Source organism: Nocardia sp. NBC_01009 (genome assembly GCF_045208035.1).
Taxonomy (GTDB): Bacteria; Actinomycetota; Actinomycetes; order Mycobacteriales; family Mycobacteriaceae; genus Nocardia.
In genome coordinates, this window is the sequence record NZ_CP108695.1 from 6669558 (window position 1) to 6687161 (window position 17604).

The following is a 17604-nucleotide window of genomic DNA, read 5'->3' on the forward strand; positions in this document are numbered from 1 at the left end:
TGCCCTCCTCCCGAGCCGGGAGGAGGGCACTGTCGTGAATACTCTTGTCTACCTTCGGGTCAGAACTGGTCCTGCTCGTAATCGGAGCTGACCATCTCGTCCGAATGCGTCGCACCGATGACGTCCGGCGTGGACTCACCGAGCGGCCCCGTGAGGTCGTCGTTGCCGATGCGGCTCTGGTACGGGTCCACGTTGCGCGAGTGTTCGTCGTTGTCATTGCCGCGCTGCCCTGCCGCGGCGGGAGAGCCACCGCCCATGAAGCTGGAGTTGCCTGCTCCGGCCGGGGTGGTGCTCGAGCCGGAACCGAGCGGCGAACCCGGCATACCCGCGACCGGCCGCAGCGCGGGCGGCACCGTGGCACCAGGCAATCCACCCACCTTCGGCGTCGAGGGTGAGCTCGGGCTGCTCGGCGAGCCGGAACGACTCGGGCTGCCGGAGCGGCCCGGCGAACCGATCGCGCCGCTCGGCGAGCCCGTTCCGCCCGGCGAACTCGGATTCGCCGAGGCCGGATTCGTCGAGGCGCCGAGACCTGAACCGCCCGTGTCGAGCGCGCTGGCCGCTTTGGTCCCGGTGTCCTGCGCGACTTCCTGGGCCTGAGCCATGATCGGCTCACCGATGTTCTGCATCACCGCTTGCGCCACTTCTTGCGGCTGCGGCAACCCACCCGGTGCGATCAGCTGGTTCACCAGGCCGGTCAGCTCGGCCGTCTTGCCGGCCAGATCGCCGCGGGTCGCGTTGGCAACGCCTACCGCTTGCCCGAGATGCTCGGTGGCAGTGGCGATCAGCGAAGCCTGCGCGGGCGGGGTCAGGATCAGCGGCGCGAGCGCGGCGGCCTGGGTGGCGAACGAGGTCGCGATCCCGGTCAGCTGCACGTTGCCCTGCTGCACCACTGCGGCGGCCTTCGTGGTCAGATCGGAGATGTCGAAGCCGCGCTGGCTGGTGTCTTGACCCTCGGTGTTCGCCTTCTGTCCCGCGACCTGCGCATTGCGCGCGGCCTGCCCTTGCCACAGCTGGTCGACGGTCGCCATGCTGCCCTTGCCTACCTGCATCGCCGATTCGATGACCTTGGAGGACTCGGCCAGAATCTTGGTCGGGTCGATGGCGCCGAGGATGCCGGTGCCGAAACTGCCGAGCAGATCGAGGATCGGTTTGAACAGCATGTCGACGCCGGGCAGTGCGGGCAAGGACAATCCGCTCATCAACGCCGCGACCGGATCGGCGGGCAGTGCAGGCAGTGCGGATATATCCGGCACTGCGGCGGCAGCCGGAGTTGCGGCAGCCGCGGCACCAGCGCCACCACCGAGCACGCCATGGGCCTGACCGAGCACGCCCTGCGCCGCGCCGAGGACGGGAGCCGCTGCGTGACCGATCGCCGCGTTGGCGCTGTCGAGCATGCTCGACACGTCCGACGGAATGCCGGCGAGGATGTCGTTCGGGTCGGATGCCGGATTGCCGGACAGGCCCGGCATCCCGGCCGGGGCGGCGCCGAGGGTCTGCGAGTCTTCGCTGATCTTGCGCGCGAGATAGAACTCGGGCGCCTCGATCGGCGGCATGTCGGCGGGCAACTGCCCCAACGGCACGTCGATCAGACCCTGCGACGGTGCGCTCTGCGCGGCGTTGATCGCCGACTGCTGTGCTGCGCCCGCGGTGTGATCGACCGCGCTCGCGGTCAGGTCGGCGGGTGCGATGACACCCGAATTCGCCGTGTCCAGCGGCTTCATACCGCGCCTCCGATCTGGTTGCCGAGCGACGCCATCGAGCCCGCGTTGCCGAGATCGGTGCTGTTGATGGTGGCAACCGTGCTGAAGGTGGCCTCCGACAACTTGGCGTACTTCCCCGAGAGATCATTGATATCCCTGGCTTGCAACACCTGCGCGGCGGCGAACGCCACCAGATAGTCGGCGCCGATCAATCCGAAGACCGGCGTCATCGCGACGACATTGCCGACCGCGTCTAAATTTCCCGCCCCCGCGATCTCGCCGGCGATCCCGGCATTCGTCGCGGCGAATGCCGCAACCCCTTCGGTATCCATCGAGAAATCACTCATCGAGCTGCCCCCCAATCATCGTGAACATCAGTTTCGTGCACTGGCTCGGTCGTACGTCAACTCCCTGCCCGAGCGACAACGCCGCCGCGGATGGGCCCAATATAGCGGACCCTACCGGCAAGTTTCGAGCCGAACAGGCCCCCGGAAACGAACCGATCGCCGCCGAGAAGGAACTGGAACGTGTTGCAAATTAGAACAAGTTCTATATTCTCGGTGCCATGAAGGTCGCAGTGACCGGCGCAGCCGGCTACCTTGGCACGAACCTGCTCAGCCTGCTCGTCGGGCGCGGGCACGAAGTCGTCGCCATCGACCGCGTGGTCCCGGAGGGCCCCGCGGATCCCCGCGTCACCTGGATGTCGGGCAACGTGCTGGATCCGGAGTCGATGCACACCGTGCTCGCAGGCGCGGAGATCGTGTACCACCTGGTCGCCGTGATCACCCTGGCCGAGAAGAACGACCTGGCATGGAAGGTGAACACCGAGGGTGTCCGCGTGGTCGCCGAGGCCGCGCTCGACCTCGGCGTGCGCCGAATGGTGCATGCCAGCTCCATCCACGCCTTCAACCAGTACAGCTGCGGCGGCCGCATCGACGAGGGCTCACCGCGCTCCACTGCGGACAGCCTGCCCGTCTACGACCGCTCCAAATGGGCGGGCGAGGTCGAACTGCGCAAGGTGATCAACAAGGGCCTCGACGCGGTAATCTGCAATCCCACCGGCGTGTTCGGCCCGGTCGACCACAGCACCCCCCTCTCGCGCATCAATCGCACCCTCAAGGACGCCGCGCGCGGCCGGGTGCCCGCGATGATCGGCGGCAGCTTCGACCTCGTCGACGTACGCGACGTGGCACAGGGCCTGATCCTGGCCTCGGAGCGCGGGCGCACCGGCGAGAACTACCTGCTCGGCGGGTCGATGATCTCGATGCTCGACCTGTGTCGCCTCGCTGCAAGTCACGGCGGCAGAAAGGGCCCGAAATTCACCATCTCGCCCCGCCTTGTCGGCGGCCTCATTCCAGTGCTGGAGCCGATCGGCAAGATGCTCGGCACCGACATCATGTCGCGCGCCGCACTCGGCGCACTGCTCTCGGCGCCCGTCGTCGACCACGACAAAGCGACGCGGGAAATCGACTACCAACCGCGCCCCATCGACGAAACCGTGCGCGATCTGGTGACCTTCTTCGCCGATCCGGCCCAGCTGACACCGCCCGACACCAGGCAGATCGCTTGACCCTCGCCGCTTGACAGGCATTAGAACGCATGTTCGACTGAAGGGGTGCGGTGGCAAAGCCAAACCCTGGACGCCGACGATGGCGCCTTGCCCGGCCTGGACCGGGCCGGCTTCGTGCGCACCGTGCAAACGCCGGAATTCGACGGCATCACCTTTCACGAGGTGCTGTGCAAAAGCGCACTGAACAAGATGCCCGAGGGTGCGAACCTGCCGTTCCATTGGACGATCAATCCGATGCGCGGCTGCTCGCACGCCTGCCGCTATTGCTTCGCACGCGGCACGCACGAGTATCTGGAGCTGGACGCGGGCCGCGATTTCGATTCGCAGATCGTGGTGAAGACCAATATCGCCGCGGTGCTGCGCAAGGAACTCGGTAGACGGTCCTGGCATCAGGAACCGGTCGCGCTCGGCACCAATACCGATCCTTATCAACGCGCCGAGGGCCGATATCGTTTGATGCCGGGAATCATTCGCGCACTCACCGATTCCGGCACGCCGTTCTCCATCCTCACCAAGGGCACCCTGCTGCGCCGCGATCTGCCGCTGCTGACACTGGCAGCGCGCCAGATTCGGGTGAGTGTGGCGGTGTCCATCGCGATCCTCGACATCGATCTGCACCGCAGTCTCGAGACGGGCACGCCGTCACCGACGGCGCGCCTGGACATGGTGCGTGCACTGGCCGACGCCGGATTCGACGTGAATGTCATGGTGGCGCCGGTGATTCCGTACCTCACCGACAGCAAGGCCCACCTCGACGAGCTGTTCGGCGAGATCGCCGCAGCGGGAGCCGCTTCTGCCATCGCGTTCCCGATGCACCTGCGCGGCAGCACCCGCGGCTGGTTCCTCGGCTGGCTGGCCGAAGCCCACCCAGCGCTGCTGCGCCGCTACCGGCAGCTGTACGGCCGCGGCGCCTATGTCACGCCCGAGTACTCGACCTGGCTGCGCGAACGCACCCGGCCGCTGCTGCAACAGCACGGCCTGACCCGCGAACAACCTCCGCAACCGCAGGCGCCGCCACAGCGCCCGCACCCGACCGACGAACAACTGTCGCTGTTCGCCTGAGCGCTATTTCCCTCGAACACCTGGTCACCATGGTTACACCGAACAATTCTCATCGGACCGCGCGCTTCACGTTCAATCGCCTGCGCGGCGGAGTAGGTTGGCCATTGGCACCCTCTCACCGACGAGGAAGTGAAGCAGGCATATGGTTTCGCACCAAAATGATGTCGGCACAGCGAAATTGGAAAAGGTCGTAATTCGGTTCGCCGGCGACTCCGGGGACGGAATGCAGCTCACGGGTGACCGTTTCACGCACGAAGCGGCCGCATTCGGTAACGACCTCGCCACCCAGCCCAACTTTCCCGCGGAAATTCGCGCGCCACAGGGCACGCTACCGGGCGTTTCGTCCTTCCAGATCCAGATCGCCGACTACGACATCCTCACCGCGGGCGACCAGCCCGACGTGCTGGTGGCGATGAACCCGGCGGCCCTGAAGGCCAATGTAGAGGACCTGCCGCGCGGCGCCACCGTCATCGTGAACACCGACGAGTTCACCAAACGCACCCTCGCCAAGGTCGGCTACGCCACCGACCCCCTCGATGACAACTCCCTGTCGGATTTCGTGGTGCACCGGGTTCCGATGACCTCGCTGACCCTGGGCGCCACCGAGCCCACCGGCGTCGGCAAGAAAGACGGCCAGCGCGCGAAGAACATGTTCGCGCTCGGGCTGATCTCATGGATGTACGGCCGCCCGATCGACGGCACCGAGCGGTTCGTCCAGGAGAAGTTCGCCGCCACACCCGATATCGCCGAGGCGAACCTGCTCGCACTGCGCGCTGGCTGGAACTACGGCGAGACCACCGAGGCCTTCGCCACCACCTACGAGGTCGCCCCCGCGGCACTGCCGCCGGGCACCTATCGGCAGATCACCGGCAACACCGCACTCGCGTACGGACTGGTGACCGCCGGACAGCTGGCCGGCCTGCCCGTCTTCCTCGGCACCTACCCGATCACGCCCGCCTCGGACATCCTGCACGAGCTGAGCAAACACAAGAACTTCGACGTCACCACCTTCCAGGCCGAGGACGAGATCGCCGGTATCGGTGCCGCGCTCGGTGCTGCGCTCGGCGGTGCGCTCGGGGTCACCAGCACCTCGGGCCCTGGATTGGCGCTCAAGAGCGAAACCATCGGACTCGCGGTGATGACGGAACTGCCGCTGGTGGTCATCGATGTGCAACGCGGCGGCCCGTCCACCGGGCTGCCGACCAAGACCGAACAGGCCGACCTTCTGCAGGCGCTCTACGGCCGCAATGGTGAATCCCCCGTCGCGGTGCTCGCGCCCCGCTCCCCCGCCGACTGTTTCGCGACCGCCGTAGAAGCCGCACGGATCGCGCTCACCTATCGCACCCCGGTGCTGCTGCTCTCCGACGGCGCCATCGCCAATGGCTCCGAACCGTGGTCGATTCCGAACGTGTCCGAGCTGGCGCCGATCGATCCGGCGTTCGAGCCGGACGCGGACGAGGAGGGTGGCTTCCAGCCCTACGCCCGCGACCCCGACACCCTCGCTCGCCCGCTTGCCGTACCGGGCACCAAGGGTCGCGCTCACCGAATCGGCGGACTCGAAAAGGCCGACGGCAGCGGCAATATCTCCTACGAGCCGGCCAACCACGAGCTGATGGTGCGCCTGCGCCAGGCCAAGATCGATGCGATCGCCGTTCCCGATGTCGAGGTCGACGATCCCGACGAGCGCGCCGAACTGCTGCTGCTCGGTTGGGGCAGTTCGTTCGGGCCGATCGGTGAGGCGTGTCGCCGGGCCCGCCGTCGCGGCGTCCCGGTTGCCCAGGCGCACCTGCGCCATCTGAATCCGTTGCCCGCCAACCTCGGTGCCGTGCTGCGCCGCTATCGCACCGTCGTCACGCCGGAGATGAACGGCGGCCAGCTGGCGATGCTGCTGCGCGCGAAATATCTGGTGGACGTGCAGCCCTGGACCAAGATCGCGGGCACCGCGTTCTCCGCCCAGGAGCTCGTCGGGGTGATCGATGCCGCGCTGGACGGCTCGATCGAGGAGATGGAAAACGACAAGGCCTTCGCCGCGCGAGCGGGGGCCACCTACCGCGCCACTAGCATCGGGGGCAACGAATGACCATCCTGGAAACCTCGCTTGTCGGAACAGATCTGGGCCTGACCGGGCTGTCCGGCGTGCCGGCCGCCGACGGTCCGCAGAAGGTGAAGGAATTCACCTCCGATCAGGAGGTCCGCTGGTGCCCCGGCTGCGGCGACTACGTGATCCTGGCGACCGTGCGCAGTTTCCTGGCCGAACTCGGGTTACGCAGGGAGAATCTGATGTTCGTTTCCGGGATCGGCTGCTCCAGTCGTTTCCCGTACTACCTGGAGGCCTACGGCATCCACTCCATCCACGGCCGCGCACCCGCCATCGCCACCGGTCTCGCGGTGACACGCCCTGATCTCTCGGTGTGGGTGGTCACCGGTGACGGCGACGCGCTGTCCATCGGCGGCAACCACCTAATCCACGCGCTGCGGCGCAACGTGAACATGACGATCCTGCTGTTCAACAATCGGATATACGGCCTCACCAAAGGCCAGTACTCGCCGACCTCGGAACCGGGCAAGATCACCAAATCCACCCCCATGGGGTCGGTGGACCACCCGTTCAACACACTGTCGGTCGCGCTCGGTGCCGAGGCCGGATTCGCCGCGCGCGCATTGGATTCCGACCGCCCCGGCCTCACCGAGGTATTGCGTGCCGCCGCCGATCATCGCGGCACCTCGTTCGTCGAAATCCTGCAGGACTGCCCCATTTTCAACGACGGTTCCTTCGATGTGCTGCGCCGCGGCGACGCCGAATCCCGGCTGATCCCGCTACGGCACGGCGAGCCGATCCGCTTCGGCGCCGACGGTGAATTCGCGGTGGTGCGCAACGGTTTCGCGCTCGAAGTGGCCCGCACCGACGCCGTCGCGGCGTCCGACATCGTCGTGCACGATGCCTACACCGACAACCCCGAATACGCCTACGCCCTCTCCCGCCTCTCCGACCAGGACCTCGGCCACGTGGTCACCGGCATCTTCCGCGCCGTCACCCGTCCCACCTACGATGACGGCGTCCGCGCCCAGGCCGCGCTGGCCCGCGAACGTAAACCGGTAGATCAGGATTCGCTGCAATCGCTGCTCAACGGCTCCGAAACTTGGACCATCGGCGAGTAGCCGACCAGCTCGGCAGGCGTCAGGCGCGCTTGGCGAAGCCGAGGTCGATGACCGCGTCGCGTTCCTGCTCTAGCTCGGCGACACTGGCGTCGATACGGGCGCGGGAGAAATCGTCGAGTTCCAGGCGCGGCACGATGGTGTACTCGCCGTCGGCACAGGTGACCGGGAACGAGCTGATGATGCCCTCGGGCACACCGTAGGAGCCATCGGACGGGACGGCCATGGACGTCCATTCGCCGTCCGGGGTACCCAGCACCCAGTCGTGGATGTGGTCGATGGCGGCGCTGGCCGCACTGGCTGCCGACGAAGCGCCGCGGGCCTGGATGATCGCCGTGCCGCGCTGCTGCACGGTGGGGATGAACTCCTCGCGCAACCAGGCCGCATCGTCGATGAGGTCGAGGGCGCGCCGACCGCCGACGGTAGCGTGGGTGATGTCCGGGTACTGAGTGGCCGAGTGATTGCCCCAGATCGCGACGCGGGCGATGTCGGATCCTGACGCGCCGGTCTTCTTGGCCAACTGCGCGATCGCCCGATTGTGGTCGAGGCGAGTCATCGCCGTGAAGCGCTCGGCGGGCACGTCGGGGGCGTTGCTCATTGCGATGAACGCGTTGGTGTTGGCGGGATTGCCGACCACGAGCACCTTCACATCGTCGGCGGCGCTGGCATTGATCGCCGCACCCTGATCCGTGAAGATCGGCCCGTTGGCGTTCAGCAGATCAGAGCGCTCCATCCCCGCTGTCCGTGGCCGCGCACCGACCAACAACGCCACATTCGCGCCCTCGAAACCCACCCACGGGTCGTCGCTGATGTCGATCGATTCCAGCAGCGGAAACGCGCCGTCCTCCAGTTCCATCGCTACACCTTCCAGCGAAGCGACGGCAGCCGGAATCTCCAGCAATCGCAACCGCACCGGCGTATCCGCCCCGACCATCGCCCCGGACGCGATCCGGAACAGCAGACCATAGGCGATCTGCCCCGCAGCTCCGGTAACAGCGACAGTGACGGGCGCGGTGCTCACGACGAACTCCTTGCGGTAGGCGGACACTCGAGCCCCACCCTATCGAGTCTCACCGCTCCCGAGCCCGGGTGGTGAGCTACCAGACAGTTGCCCTACCGAAGCTCTGGGCCTCCACGCCTGGTGCACCCTCGGCAATTCTCACCGTGGTCGGGCGAGCGACGCCCGGACTTCGCGGGAGCCGGCACAGGTCAGCACAACGCCGCGACCTCGCCGTCGGTCAGCACGATCGGCGACACATAGTCCTTCTCCCGTGCCATTTGCACGGCCCGATACAGCGGCCGTTCCTCGAGCCCCGCGTCGCGCGCCTCGGCGCGGAGCTGGTGGACCAGCATCGACGAAACCGCAACGGCCGCAGCCAATGGGCACGAGGCAAGAGCGTCGGCCAGTTTGCGGAGGCCGATCAGGTGTAGTTCGCGGCCACTGCCCGTGTCGGTGTACATCGCCAGCGGAATGATCTGGGTGTCGGCCCCCGCGGTCACCCGCAACACGATGCGGCTGAGCCGGGCCGGAAAGACGAGAATCTCGACACCGGTCGCGGCCGCGATGTCGACGCGCCGCGCACCGAACGATCGCCGCGCGTGAATCGTGGTCCCGGCCAGCCACATTCGCCGCCGCCGCAACGCCATCGCATACCCGACGGTGGGCGCGCCGACGACAAAGCCGATCAGCACCGCGATCGGCCAGCTCACCAACAATGCCGCCAACAGTGTGGCGCCGACTCCGACCCCCACCGCGGCGAGTGCGAGTCGCCGCAGCATGGGGGCATACGTCTCCGGCGCGACCAGGTCGAGTCCGACCGGTGAAACAGGCTGAGAATCCCCAGGATTCGACGGTTCTACAGTCACGGCAGCACATTCGTACGGGTGGCGGTGTACCCGGGCACCGTACTACTCGGAGCGGGTGAGCGCGGCTGCGACGGCGGTAACCGTCTCGTCCAATGGGATCTGACGTTGATCACCGGTCGCCATGTCCTTCATACCGATCGTCCCTTCGGCCAGGTCGCGGTCGCCGAGAACCAGGGTGAGCTTCGCCCCGGACTTGTCGGCCGCCTTCATCGCACCCTTCACACCACGCCCGCCGTAGGCCAGATCCACCCGGATGCCCGCGGCGCGCAACTGCGCGGACAGCACCACGAGGCGCTGTTTGGCGGCGTCACCCAGCGGCACCCCGAAGACCTCACAGCGCGCCGGATCGCCCACCGACTTGCCCTCCGCGGCCAGCGCGAGCACGGTGCGGTCGACCCCGAGACCGAAGCCGATGCCGGACAGCGGTTGACCACCGAGTTCGGCCATCAGGCCGTCGTAGCGACCACCGCCGCCGATGCCGGACTGCGCGCCGAGACCGTCGTGCACGAATTCGAAGGTCGTCTTCGTGTAGTAGTCCAGGCCGCGGACCATGCGCGGATTCACCACGTACGGCACACCGAGCGCGTCGAGGTAGCCGAGCACCTGCTCGAAGTGCGTCTTCGCCGATTCCGACAGGTGATCGATCATCAGTGGTGCGTTCGCGGTGAGCTCCCGCACCTCGGGGCGCTTGTCGTCGAGCACGCGCAGCGGGTTGATCTGCGCCCGCCGTTTGGTCTCCTCGTCGAGCGGGAGCTTCAACAAGAACTCCTGGAGCAGCTCGCGGTACTGCGGGCGGCAGGTCTCGTCGCCGAGCGAGGTGATGTCGAGCCGGAAGCCTGTCAAGCCGAGCTCGCGGAATCCGGCATCGGCGATCGCGATCACCTCGGCGTCCAGCGCCGGATCGTCGACACCGATCGCCTCGACGCCGACCTGCTGTAGCTGCCGGTAGCGGCCCGCCTGCGGCCTCTCGTACCGGAAGAACGGTCCCGCGTAGACCAGCTTCACCGGCAATTGGCCACGATCGAGGCTGTGCTCGATCACCGCGCGCATCACGCCGGCGGTGCCTTCGGGACGCAGCGTCACGCTGCGATCGCTGCGATCGGAGAAGGTGAACATTTCCTTGCTCACCACATCGGTCGACTCGCCGACACCGCGCGCGAACAGTTCGGTGTCTTCGAAGACCGGCAGCTCTACATGCCCGTACCCGGCGAGGCGGGCGGCGCGAATGAGGCCATCGCGCACCGCGACGAACTCGGCCGAGCCGGGTGGCACGTAATCCGGTACCCCCTTCGGGGCGGAGAAGCTGCTGGTCTTGGTCACGATTGTCCAGTTTCCACCACCACCGCCCGTCAAGTCCAACCGGTTAGCCTTGCGCGCCCGCGGCATGATCAACTCCGGTCACCCGCACCGGGCCTTATATATTCTCGGCGGACTTCTTCCCGGCGTGGCAGAGCTACACACGCTGGGATGGCTCCACCTTCGGCGGAGACGTCGGAACGCTAGACGGCTGCGGCGCACTCTCGCCGCACGACACTCCGTCACACACGGTCGCGCCAAAGCGCTTCGTGGCCGCCGGAATGCTGACGGTATGGTGGCCGCATGAACACACGCTTGCTGCGAAATCGCCGCATTTCGGGTGTTCTATTCCGGAAGTAACGGATACGGGAGGAACGTGGTAGTGCCGAGCAACGAACAGCGGCGAGCAGCGGCCAAACGCAAGCTGGAACGCCAGCTCGCCAACCGGGCCGATCGGGCGCGCAAGCGCAAGCAACTCGCGATCGCCGGGTCTGTGCTCGGCGTCGTCGTCGCGGTCGCGACGGTCACCGGCGTCTATTTCCTGACCCGTGGCGACGACAGCGAGAACAACGCCGCCTCCGAGACCAAGGACGCCTCGCTCTCGGCCGCGGCGCCGCCGGCCGCGCAGGCCAAGCCCGCCTCGGTGAACTGCACCTACCGCGACGGCCAGCGGCCCGCGGACAAGCCGGTGAACAAGCCGCGCACCGAGGGCATCCTGACCGACGGCCCCAATGCCAAGTTGAGTGTCAGCATGGAAACCAGCCAGGGCCCCATCGGCCTCACGCTGAACAACGCCGAGTCACCCTGCACCGTCAACAGTTTCGCGAGCCTGGCGAGCCAGGGCTACTTCGACGGCACCAGCTGCCACCGCATGACCGCGGGCGAGGGCCTGAAGGTGCTGCAGTGCGGTGACCCGACCGGCACCGGAATGGGCGGTCCCGGTTACGAATTCGCCAACGAGTACCCGACCGATCAGTACGCGCCCGGCGATCCGGCCGCAGAATCGCAGCCGGTCGCCTACAAGCGCGGCGTGCTCGCGATGGCCAATGCGGGCCCCGGCCCCGATGGCGGCGGCACCAACGGCAGCCAGTTCTTCATCGTCTACGGCGATTCCGAATTGCCGCCGCAGTACACCATTTTCGGCACTGTCGACCAGGACGGCCTCGCGACGCTGGACAAGATCGCCAAGGGTGGTCAGGACAACGCGAACGGCCCCGGCGACGGCAAGCCGAAGCTTCCCGTGACCATCTCCTCGATGCGCCTCGACTGAGTCATCGGACCCGCCGCCCGCTCCAGTCCACTGCCCCTCGGCGGTGGACTGGAGCCGGCCAAGGTAGGCGACCCTAATCATCCGGTAAGGGTGAGCTAAAACAGGAGATCCTCCGGCGCTTTGCGCCACGTGCCGGAATTGTGCGATATATGCTGTTAAGCGGCACGGCCGTACGGTTGTGTCGAGCTTTCTCGGGTAATCTCGAAACAAGGAGTTCCCGTAGCGTAGTCGAACCCTGAAACAGGGTGATCCCCTTCGGGGAATGCCACGCCACGAGCGCTCTTGGTGTCCACGTTTGCAGGCGGGGCAGCGTCCGACGGACTACAGTTCGCGTGGCGGTGTCCGTGACGAAGCACCACAACATCCATAGTGATCACTGCAGCATCGGGGAGCAGCCATGTCCGAGGAACTGGACGACATCGGCCGGGAAACCGCGGCCATGGTAAAGACTATGTTGCAGCTTGCGACCCTGGTCGCGCTGCGGGCCCGGGAACGTGGTCAGAAAGAAGCCGAAGCGCGCGTCAAGGTGACCGAGGCTCGGGTCAAGGAAGCCAGAGAGCTTCAGATCCGCGAAGCCCGCGACGCCAAATCAAAAGATCCGCGCAACCTGGAACTGGCCAGAATGGTCGAGAAGACGGTGCCCGCCAAGGGAATCTCCTTGGAGAAGGACCGATTCGCGGCACAGGCCGAAGCCAGCCGCATGGCCGCCACCGCCTCCGCCGCGGCCAAGCCGCTCGTCCGTTACGACTCCGCCGAACGGCGCACGGCCATCGCGGCCCACCTCGCCAGGATCGGCATCGCACCGGAATTGGCGGCGGTACGGATGCTCATCGAGGTCGGGCAGGCGCTGCCACCGGAAGAAGCGGTCCGCGTCCGCAATGAAGAGGCCCGAGCGACCGCAGCCAGGGGCCGGGAGCAGGAATCCCGCGGCCTGGAGCGCGTCCGGCAGTAAGCCACGAGAAAACGCCCGCTGATCCAGCGGGCGTTTCGTCATTCCGCAGACCGGTATGTCCGCTGCGCCTTCAGGATTCGCTCACATTCGGAAGTCGCCGACGGTCGGATCACCGAACATCCCCTGGGCCGGGGACTTCAGCGGCAGCGGGCTCAGCATGTCCTTGTGCCCGTTGCGCACGCTGCAGTACTTGAACGGCCCACGGGGATCGAACAGTTTCGTCATATGCGGGTCGGCATGGTCGAGGAACCACACGCTCAGTCCAGTGCTCGGCTGCAGCCGGTAGTGCTCCCACGCCCGCCACAGCGCATCCAGCCGCGCCACCGCCTCGGCATGCTTCCACCATTCGGGGCACCACACCGTTTCACTGATGTCGGTCACCTGGCGGCGGTAGACGAGACTCAGATAGTTCTCGACGAATTCCACCACGCTGGTGTGAATCATCGGCTGTTGCTGCTGTTCGGTCACAGCGGCCGGACCTCCTCGGATTGGCCGTATTCAGGTGGTGGAGTGACCTTGGTCAGCGAAGGTGAGCCAATCAGGTCGATGATTTCGGTCTTGCGCCCCGGGAGATGGTGCTCGATCGACTTCTTCACGTCGGCAGAGTACTCGCCCTCCCACCAGGGCACGGTGCGGACCAGCACCGCAGGCTGGCCGGAGGTGAAGACGATCGCACGGCCCTGCGGCAGGGTTGCCAACCCGTGCGCGGTGAACGTCTTCGACGAGCCGAGCGAGCGCGAATAGCTCTTGCCGCCTTTGGATTCGGAGACCGACGAGGACACGGCATCGTATTCGCCGATCGCCTCGGAGCGGTCCCGCAGGAAATTCATATCGTCCACACCGGGGCCGAGCACCTTGACGTTGGCCGCCGACCACAGCGCGAGCATGCCGGCGTCTCCCCAGCAGCGCGCACCCTGGGCCCAGGACTGCAGCACCGTCATCACCACGATGCCACGCGATCCGAAGTGGCTGTACTGCTTGGGCAGATCCTTCCAGCGCACCACGTTTGCCGCCTCGTCGAGCACGGCGAGCATCGGAATGGGCAGGCGACCGCCCGGCGAGCGCGACGCCCTACGCATGGCCACGTCGATGACCGCCTCGGTCAGCGCACTCACCAGGGGCGCCGCGGAGCCGCGACCCTCCAGCGAGAGGCTGTAGAGGGTGCCGTTGCCCTCGATGAAGGCGAGTTCGTCGAACTGCTCTCTGTTGTCGCCGGGCAAAATCCAAGAGTGCACGTTCGACAGCTGCAGACACCGGATCATCTTCTTCGCAGTACCGAAAATGCCGCTCTTGGTTCGCGGATCGGCGTTGTACTGCATGGCGAGACCCGAGGCCGTGTAGTGCTTGCTGGCATTGCGCAGCAGCTCGATGGGCTCCGAGTCACCAGGGTTGGTCACCCAGTCCCACACCTGCACGATCGGCAGGCCGCCGAGTGCCGCGGCCAGGAACAGACCGGCCAGCAGATCTTCGGCCTCCGGGTCGAAGAACACATCCGACTTCGTGGAGTCCGAACCGTTGTCGGCGTCGGCGAAGTGCCCGGCCAGTCGCGCGGCCCGCATTTCGGCGCCGTCGTGGTGGGCATCCACCCAGGCCAACGGATCCCAGTACCAGGTGGGCTCCTCGCCCGCCACGCCCTGTGGGTCGAAGACGAATGTCGGACTTCCCTTGGCCTTACGCACATCCCGGGTCGCGTCCACCACGTCCCGTTTGTTGGAGGTGGCAAGGACCGGACCGATCGCGGTCAGGATCGCCGGGATCACCCGTGAGGTCGACTTGCCCTGCCGTGGACCCCAGATATCCAGGTGCAGGTCCTCGTAGGAACCGTAGAGCATCACCCCGTCGGCGACACCGATGCCGATCGGCACACCGGGTGCGTCGTTGTAACCGAGACGCACACCGAGCGTTTCGGCCTTGGCCCGCACGCCTGCCTCGGTGAGCGAGGCGATGGCGCTGCCGTTGCCCATCACATCGGCCTTATCGTCGATGGCCAGGCGTCCTTTGCCCTGGCGCTTCTGCAGCTGCTTGCGCACGTAGAGGTAGACCAGCAAGAGCGCGATCACCAACAGCACGAGCACCGTGGATGCCCGGGGCCAGTGCAGTTTGCCGCGCGCGAGGTCGGCGACGATGGCGATCGGATTGATCGGGACGTCCTGGCGGGTGACCGCCATCGCGTTGCCGAGATGTAGTGCGATCCACAGGGTCCCGAGGATCGCGAAACCGGCGTAGATCATGTACAGGGTGACGTCGGGTCCGGCCACGGCCGGATCCTGCACCTTCTTCTTCTTCGCCATGTCTGCCTCCTGTCGGGACCGTGCGGTGTGGTCTGCGCTGGATCAGCGGTACGCGTCGAGCCGCCAGCCGTCCGATGTGCGGACGACGGTGGCGATGACCGTAGCGGGCGGCAGCTTTTCCTTGCGCCCATTCGGGTAGACGACCGTCTGCTCGATGCCGACCTTGAATTGTTGGATATTCGGGTCCGCGCCTACCGGCGGCTTGTCCCCGGACGCGAAGGTGAACGCCTCCACGCGCGCCTTCGCCGTGGCCCACTGCGCCCACTGCAGTGTCGCCTTCGGCGTCTCCAGCCCGGTCGGTGCACTGTCCAACATCCGAATCATGCTGGGGCCCAGCCATTTCCTGGCCCGAGTCAACGAGGCGCCCTGATCCTCGGTGGCAGGCTGCCAGGTATAGATCTCCTTCAGCGCGGCCACCGCGACACCATCCGGCGTCACCGGGTCGGGTGCGGGCGCCTCCTCCAGCAATCTGGTCGTGGACGTGGGTGGGTGTGACACACCGGAATTCACGTCGCCACCCTCTCCACGACCGCAGGCGGCACCAAGCATCGCGACGCTCACCACCAGCATCACCACCAGTATCGCGCGGGCTTTCGCTTTGTCATTCAAGACTAATCGGTCATTCAAGGCTAACCGCCGTGACCGACACGTGGGCGCTCCGACAGCCTCCGGCGCCTGGACGTGTTCACTCCGCCTGCTGGTCCCGCTGCTCACAGTACCCTCCTGGCTCGCGCGTCGCCGGGCACCGCGACCTGGGTCACGCCGCCGCGCGAGCGCGCCTCCGTACCTGGCATCGATTGGATCATTCGTCCATTGCCGGAATAGATTCCGACCTGCGCGGGACCCCGCGGGCCGAAGGCACTGAACACCAGATCACCCGGCGCCAGTTTGCCCATCGGCACCTCGACACCCGCCTCCCACTGCTGTTCGGCGGTCCGCGGCAATGTCACGGTCCCAGAGGAGGCCGCGAACACCGCCGCCGAGGTCAAGCCGGGACCGTCCAGACCGCCACCGCTGGGTCCCTGCGGACCACCGCCGCCCCAGACATACGGCTGACCGAGCCATTCGTGCGCGGCCTCCACGATGTTCTCCCCACTGGACCCGTCCTTCGGCGTGAAGCGACCGAGCGAACCCGGGGCCCGGTACTGCGGCTCCATCGCGAGGATGTTCGCGACATAGGGCTGGGTCTCGGAGTAGTGCGCCGCCACCTGATTCGGCATGCCGCCGGAGGCAAGCACCGCGCCCTCACCGGCGTTGTAGGCGGCCAGGGTCAACGCGGTGATGTCGCCGTGCACGCGCCCCTCGGCCTGCCAGGCCATGATCTTGTGCGCGATGGCGCACATATAGCGGCCCTGGCCGACGATCGCATCGCCGTCGTCCCACACGCTGGCAACGCCGTTGCCATCGGCGTCGACGACATACGGGCGGCCGTCGTCGGGGTTCGTGCTCGCCGCGGTGCCCGGCAGGAACTGCGCGAGGCCCTGCGCACCGGCCGGTGAGTTCGCGCCGCGCTGGAATCCGGACTCCTGCCTACCCTGGGCAGCCAACAGCGACGGGGTGATCTGCGGGCACAGCGAACCCGCACGGCGATACCAGATTTCGAGCTCCGGGGGCACCTTGCCCGCGGCCAGCGCGCCGCCTGCGGTGCCGAAGCCACGGCTGCACCGTGGATCGTTCGAAAACGCCCGCGCACCACCGACATCCGGCGTCGGCGCACCGTCGAGCCACGGCAGTGGGTCGATTTGACGCCCCCCGGTGAAGCGACCGCCCGGCACGATCTCGAAATGCAGATGCGGACCACTGGATTCACCCGCCGAGCCCACCTGAGCGATCGGCTGGCCCGCAGTCACCGTGTCGCCGACGCGCACGTGCACACCGCTGTCCCACATGTGGCCGTACACCGCCGAATACGAGCGGCCGTTGGTGTCGACCGAGTCGACGACGATCCAGTTACCGAAACCCGATGCGGGACCGGCCGCCACGACGCGGCCTTCGGACACCGAGTAGATCGTGGTGCCGTCGGTGGCAGCCAGGTCGACGCCGAGATGAGCGCCGCCGCGCGCACCGAACACATCGGACACGGTGAAGGTGCCCACCGCCAGTGGCAAGGTGCGACGGATCGGCCCGCTACCGGCCGCGAGCGACGGCGTCCCGGTAGCGGTGGGGTTCGTCTGCGTCACAGTAGGATTCGTTGCCGTAGAGGTGGCGATCGAGGCTGCGGTGCGAGGATCACCCGGCGCGAAACCACCCAGCGACGGCAGCGCGGTCTGCGACGGCCCGAGCACCGAGTAACCCTCACAGTCCTCATCCACCGCGGGCATCACGATCACTACGACAAGGGTCATCAGCGCCAGCACCGCGCCGAGGGCAAACCAGAGGATGGAGCGGCCGGTCACCGTGACGCCCGCACAGCCGGATTCGACACCCGTCGAGGTGGATTC

General features: G+C 66.8%; 15 protein-coding genes. 6 read left to right on the plus strand and 9 right to left on the minus strand.

Translation table 11 applies throughout. The features are described 5' to 3' along the window. Positions 1-59 precede the first annotated feature (59 nt). Entirely contained in the window at positions 60-1721 is a 1662-nt protein-coding gene (locus OHA42_RS29905; protein WP_406231111.1) for a hypothetical protein, read from the minus strand. Beyond that, on the minus strand, positions 1718-2047 hold the full coding sequence (locus tag OHA42_RS29910; RefSeq protein WP_328403155.1) for a type VII secretion target: 330 nt from the start codon (positions 2045-2047) through the stop codon (positions 1718-1720). Before OHA42_RS29910 ends, OHA42_RS29905 begins: the two co-directional genes overlap by 4 nt. 218 nt (positions 2048-2265) lie before the next feature. On the opposite strand from OHA42_RS29910, the gene OHA42_RS29915 reads away from it, so the two are divergent. The 4 genes from OHA42_RS29915 to OHA42_RS29930 all read left to right on the plus strand — a co-directional run bounded on the left by OHA42_RS29915 (position 2266) and on the right by OHA42_RS29930 (position 7491). Further along, positions 2266-3270, plus strand: coding sequence for an NAD-dependent epimerase/dehydratase family protein (locus tag OHA42_RS29915; RefSeq protein WP_406231112.1), 1005 nt, complete (start codon positions 2266-2268; stop codon positions 3268-3270). Between the two features lie 45 nt (positions 3271-3315). Continuing rightward, positions 3316-4332: an Rv2578c family radical SAM protein gene (locus OHA42_RS29920; RefSeq protein WP_406231113.1), complete on the plus strand. Its 1017-nt coding sequence runs from the start codon at positions 3316-3318 to the stop codon at positions 4330-4332. A 142-nt stretch (positions 4333-4474) separates the two neighbouring features. Next, the gene (locus OHA42_RS29925; protein ID WP_406231114.1) at positions 4475-6412 is read left to right on the plus strand and encodes a 2-oxoacid:acceptor oxidoreductase subunit alpha; all 1938 of its coding nucleotides are present in this window, start codon (positions 4475-4477) and stop codon (positions 6410-6412) included. Beyond that, positions 6409-7491: a 2-oxoacid:ferredoxin oxidoreductase subunit beta gene (locus OHA42_RS29930; RefSeq protein ID WP_406231115.1), complete on the plus strand. Its 1083-nt coding sequence runs from the start codon at positions 6409-6411 to the stop codon at positions 7489-7491. The genes OHA42_RS29925 and OHA42_RS29930 overlap by 4 nt, the downstream gene beginning before the upstream one ends. A 19-nt stretch (positions 7492-7510) precedes the next feature. Here the strand turns inward: OHA42_RS29930 and OHA42_RS29935 are convergent, their stop codons facing one another. The 3 genes from OHA42_RS29935 to hisS all read right to left on the minus strand — a co-directional run bounded on the left by OHA42_RS29935 (position 7511) and on the right by hisS (position 10674). After that, on the minus strand, positions 7511-8509 hold the full coding sequence (locus OHA42_RS29935; protein ID WP_406231116.1) for a malate dehydrogenase: 999 nt from the start codon (positions 8507-8509) through the stop codon (positions 7511-7513). Positions 8510-8697: 188 nt separating this feature from the next. Beyond that, positions 8698-9354: a hypothetical protein gene (locus OHA42_RS29940; RefSeq protein ID WP_406231117.1), complete on the minus strand. Its 657-nt coding sequence runs from the start codon at positions 9352-9354 to the stop codon at positions 8698-8700. A 42-nt stretch (positions 9355-9396) separates the two neighbouring features. Beyond that, on the minus strand, positions 9397-10674 hold the full coding sequence (gene hisS, locus OHA42_RS29945; protein ID WP_406231118.1) for a histidine--tRNA ligase: 1278 nt from the start codon (positions 10672-10674) through the stop codon (positions 9397-9399). Positions 10675-11032: 358 nt separating this feature from the next. On the opposite strand from hisS, the gene OHA42_RS29950 reads away from it, so the two are divergent. Beyond that, complete coding sequence (locus tag OHA42_RS29950) at positions 11033-11920, plus strand: peptidylprolyl isomerase (RefSeq protein WP_406231119.1); 888 nt, start codon at positions 11033-11035, stop codon at positions 11918-11920. 397 nt (positions 11921-12317) lie between these two features. Continuing rightward, complete coding sequence (locus OHA42_RS29955; RefSeq protein ID WP_406231120.1) at positions 12318-12872, plus strand: hypothetical protein; 555 nt, start codon at positions 12318-12320, stop codon at positions 12870-12872. Between the two features lie 81 nt (positions 12873-12953). On the opposite strand, the gene OHA42_RS29960 is transcribed toward OHA42_RS29955, so the two are convergent. The 4 genes from OHA42_RS29960 to OHA42_RS29975 form a co-directional block, all read right to left on the minus strand. Beyond that, positions 12954-13340, minus strand: a complete 387-nt coding sequence (locus OHA42_RS29960) for a DUF4913 domain-containing protein (protein WP_379065788.1) — start codon at positions 13338-13340, stop codon at positions 12954-12956. Beyond that, complete coding sequence (locus tag OHA42_RS29965) at positions 13337-15163, minus strand: type IV secretory system conjugative DNA transfer family protein (RefSeq protein ID WP_406231121.1); 1827 nt, start codon at positions 15161-15163, stop codon at positions 13337-13339. The genes OHA42_RS29960 and OHA42_RS29965 overlap by 4 nt, the downstream gene beginning before the upstream one ends. Before the next feature lie 42 nt (positions 15164-15205). Continuing rightward, positions 15206-15772, minus strand: coding sequence for a hypothetical protein (locus OHA42_RS29970; protein ID WP_406231122.1), 567 nt, complete (start codon positions 15770-15772; stop codon positions 15206-15208). Positions 15773-15873: 101 nt separating this feature from the next. Continuing rightward, a complete protein-coding gene (locus OHA42_RS29975) occupies positions 15874-17559 on the minus strand; it encodes a peptidoglycan DD-metalloendopeptidase family protein (RefSeq protein ID WP_406231123.1) in 1686 nt (561 codons plus the stop codon). Between the last annotated feature and the right edge of the window lie 45 nt (positions 17560-17604).

Bases quoted from the DNA above. Each gene is read 5' to 3' on its own strand.
- OHA42_RS29905 (WP_406231111.1), bottom strand. From the start codon at position 1,721: ATGAAGCCGCTGGACACGGCGAATTCGGGTGTCATCGCACCCGCCGAC.
- OHA42_RS29910 (WP_328403155.1), bottom strand. From the start codon at position 2,047: ATGAGTGATTTCTCGATGGATACCGAAGGGGTTGCGGCATTCGCCGCG.
- OHA42_RS29915 (WP_406231112.1), top strand. From the start codon at position 2,266: ATGAAGGTCGCAGTGACCGGCGCAGCCGGCTACCTTGGCACGAACCTG.
- OHA42_RS29925 (WP_406231114.1), top strand. From the start codon at position 4,475: ATGGTTTCGCACCAAAATGATGTCGGCACAGCGAAATTGGAAAAGGTC.
- OHA42_RS29930 (WP_406231115.1), top strand. From the start codon at position 6,409: ATGACCATCCTGGAAACCTCGCTTGTCGGAACAGATCTGGGCCTGACC.
- OHA42_RS29955 (WP_406231120.1), top strand. From the start codon at position 12,318: ATGTCCGAGGAACTGGACGACATCGGCCGGGAAACCGCGGCCATGGTA.
- OHA42_RS29965 (WP_406231121.1), bottom strand. From the start codon at position 15,163: ATGGCGAAGAAGAAGAAGGTGCAGGATCCGGCCGTGGCCGGACCCGAC.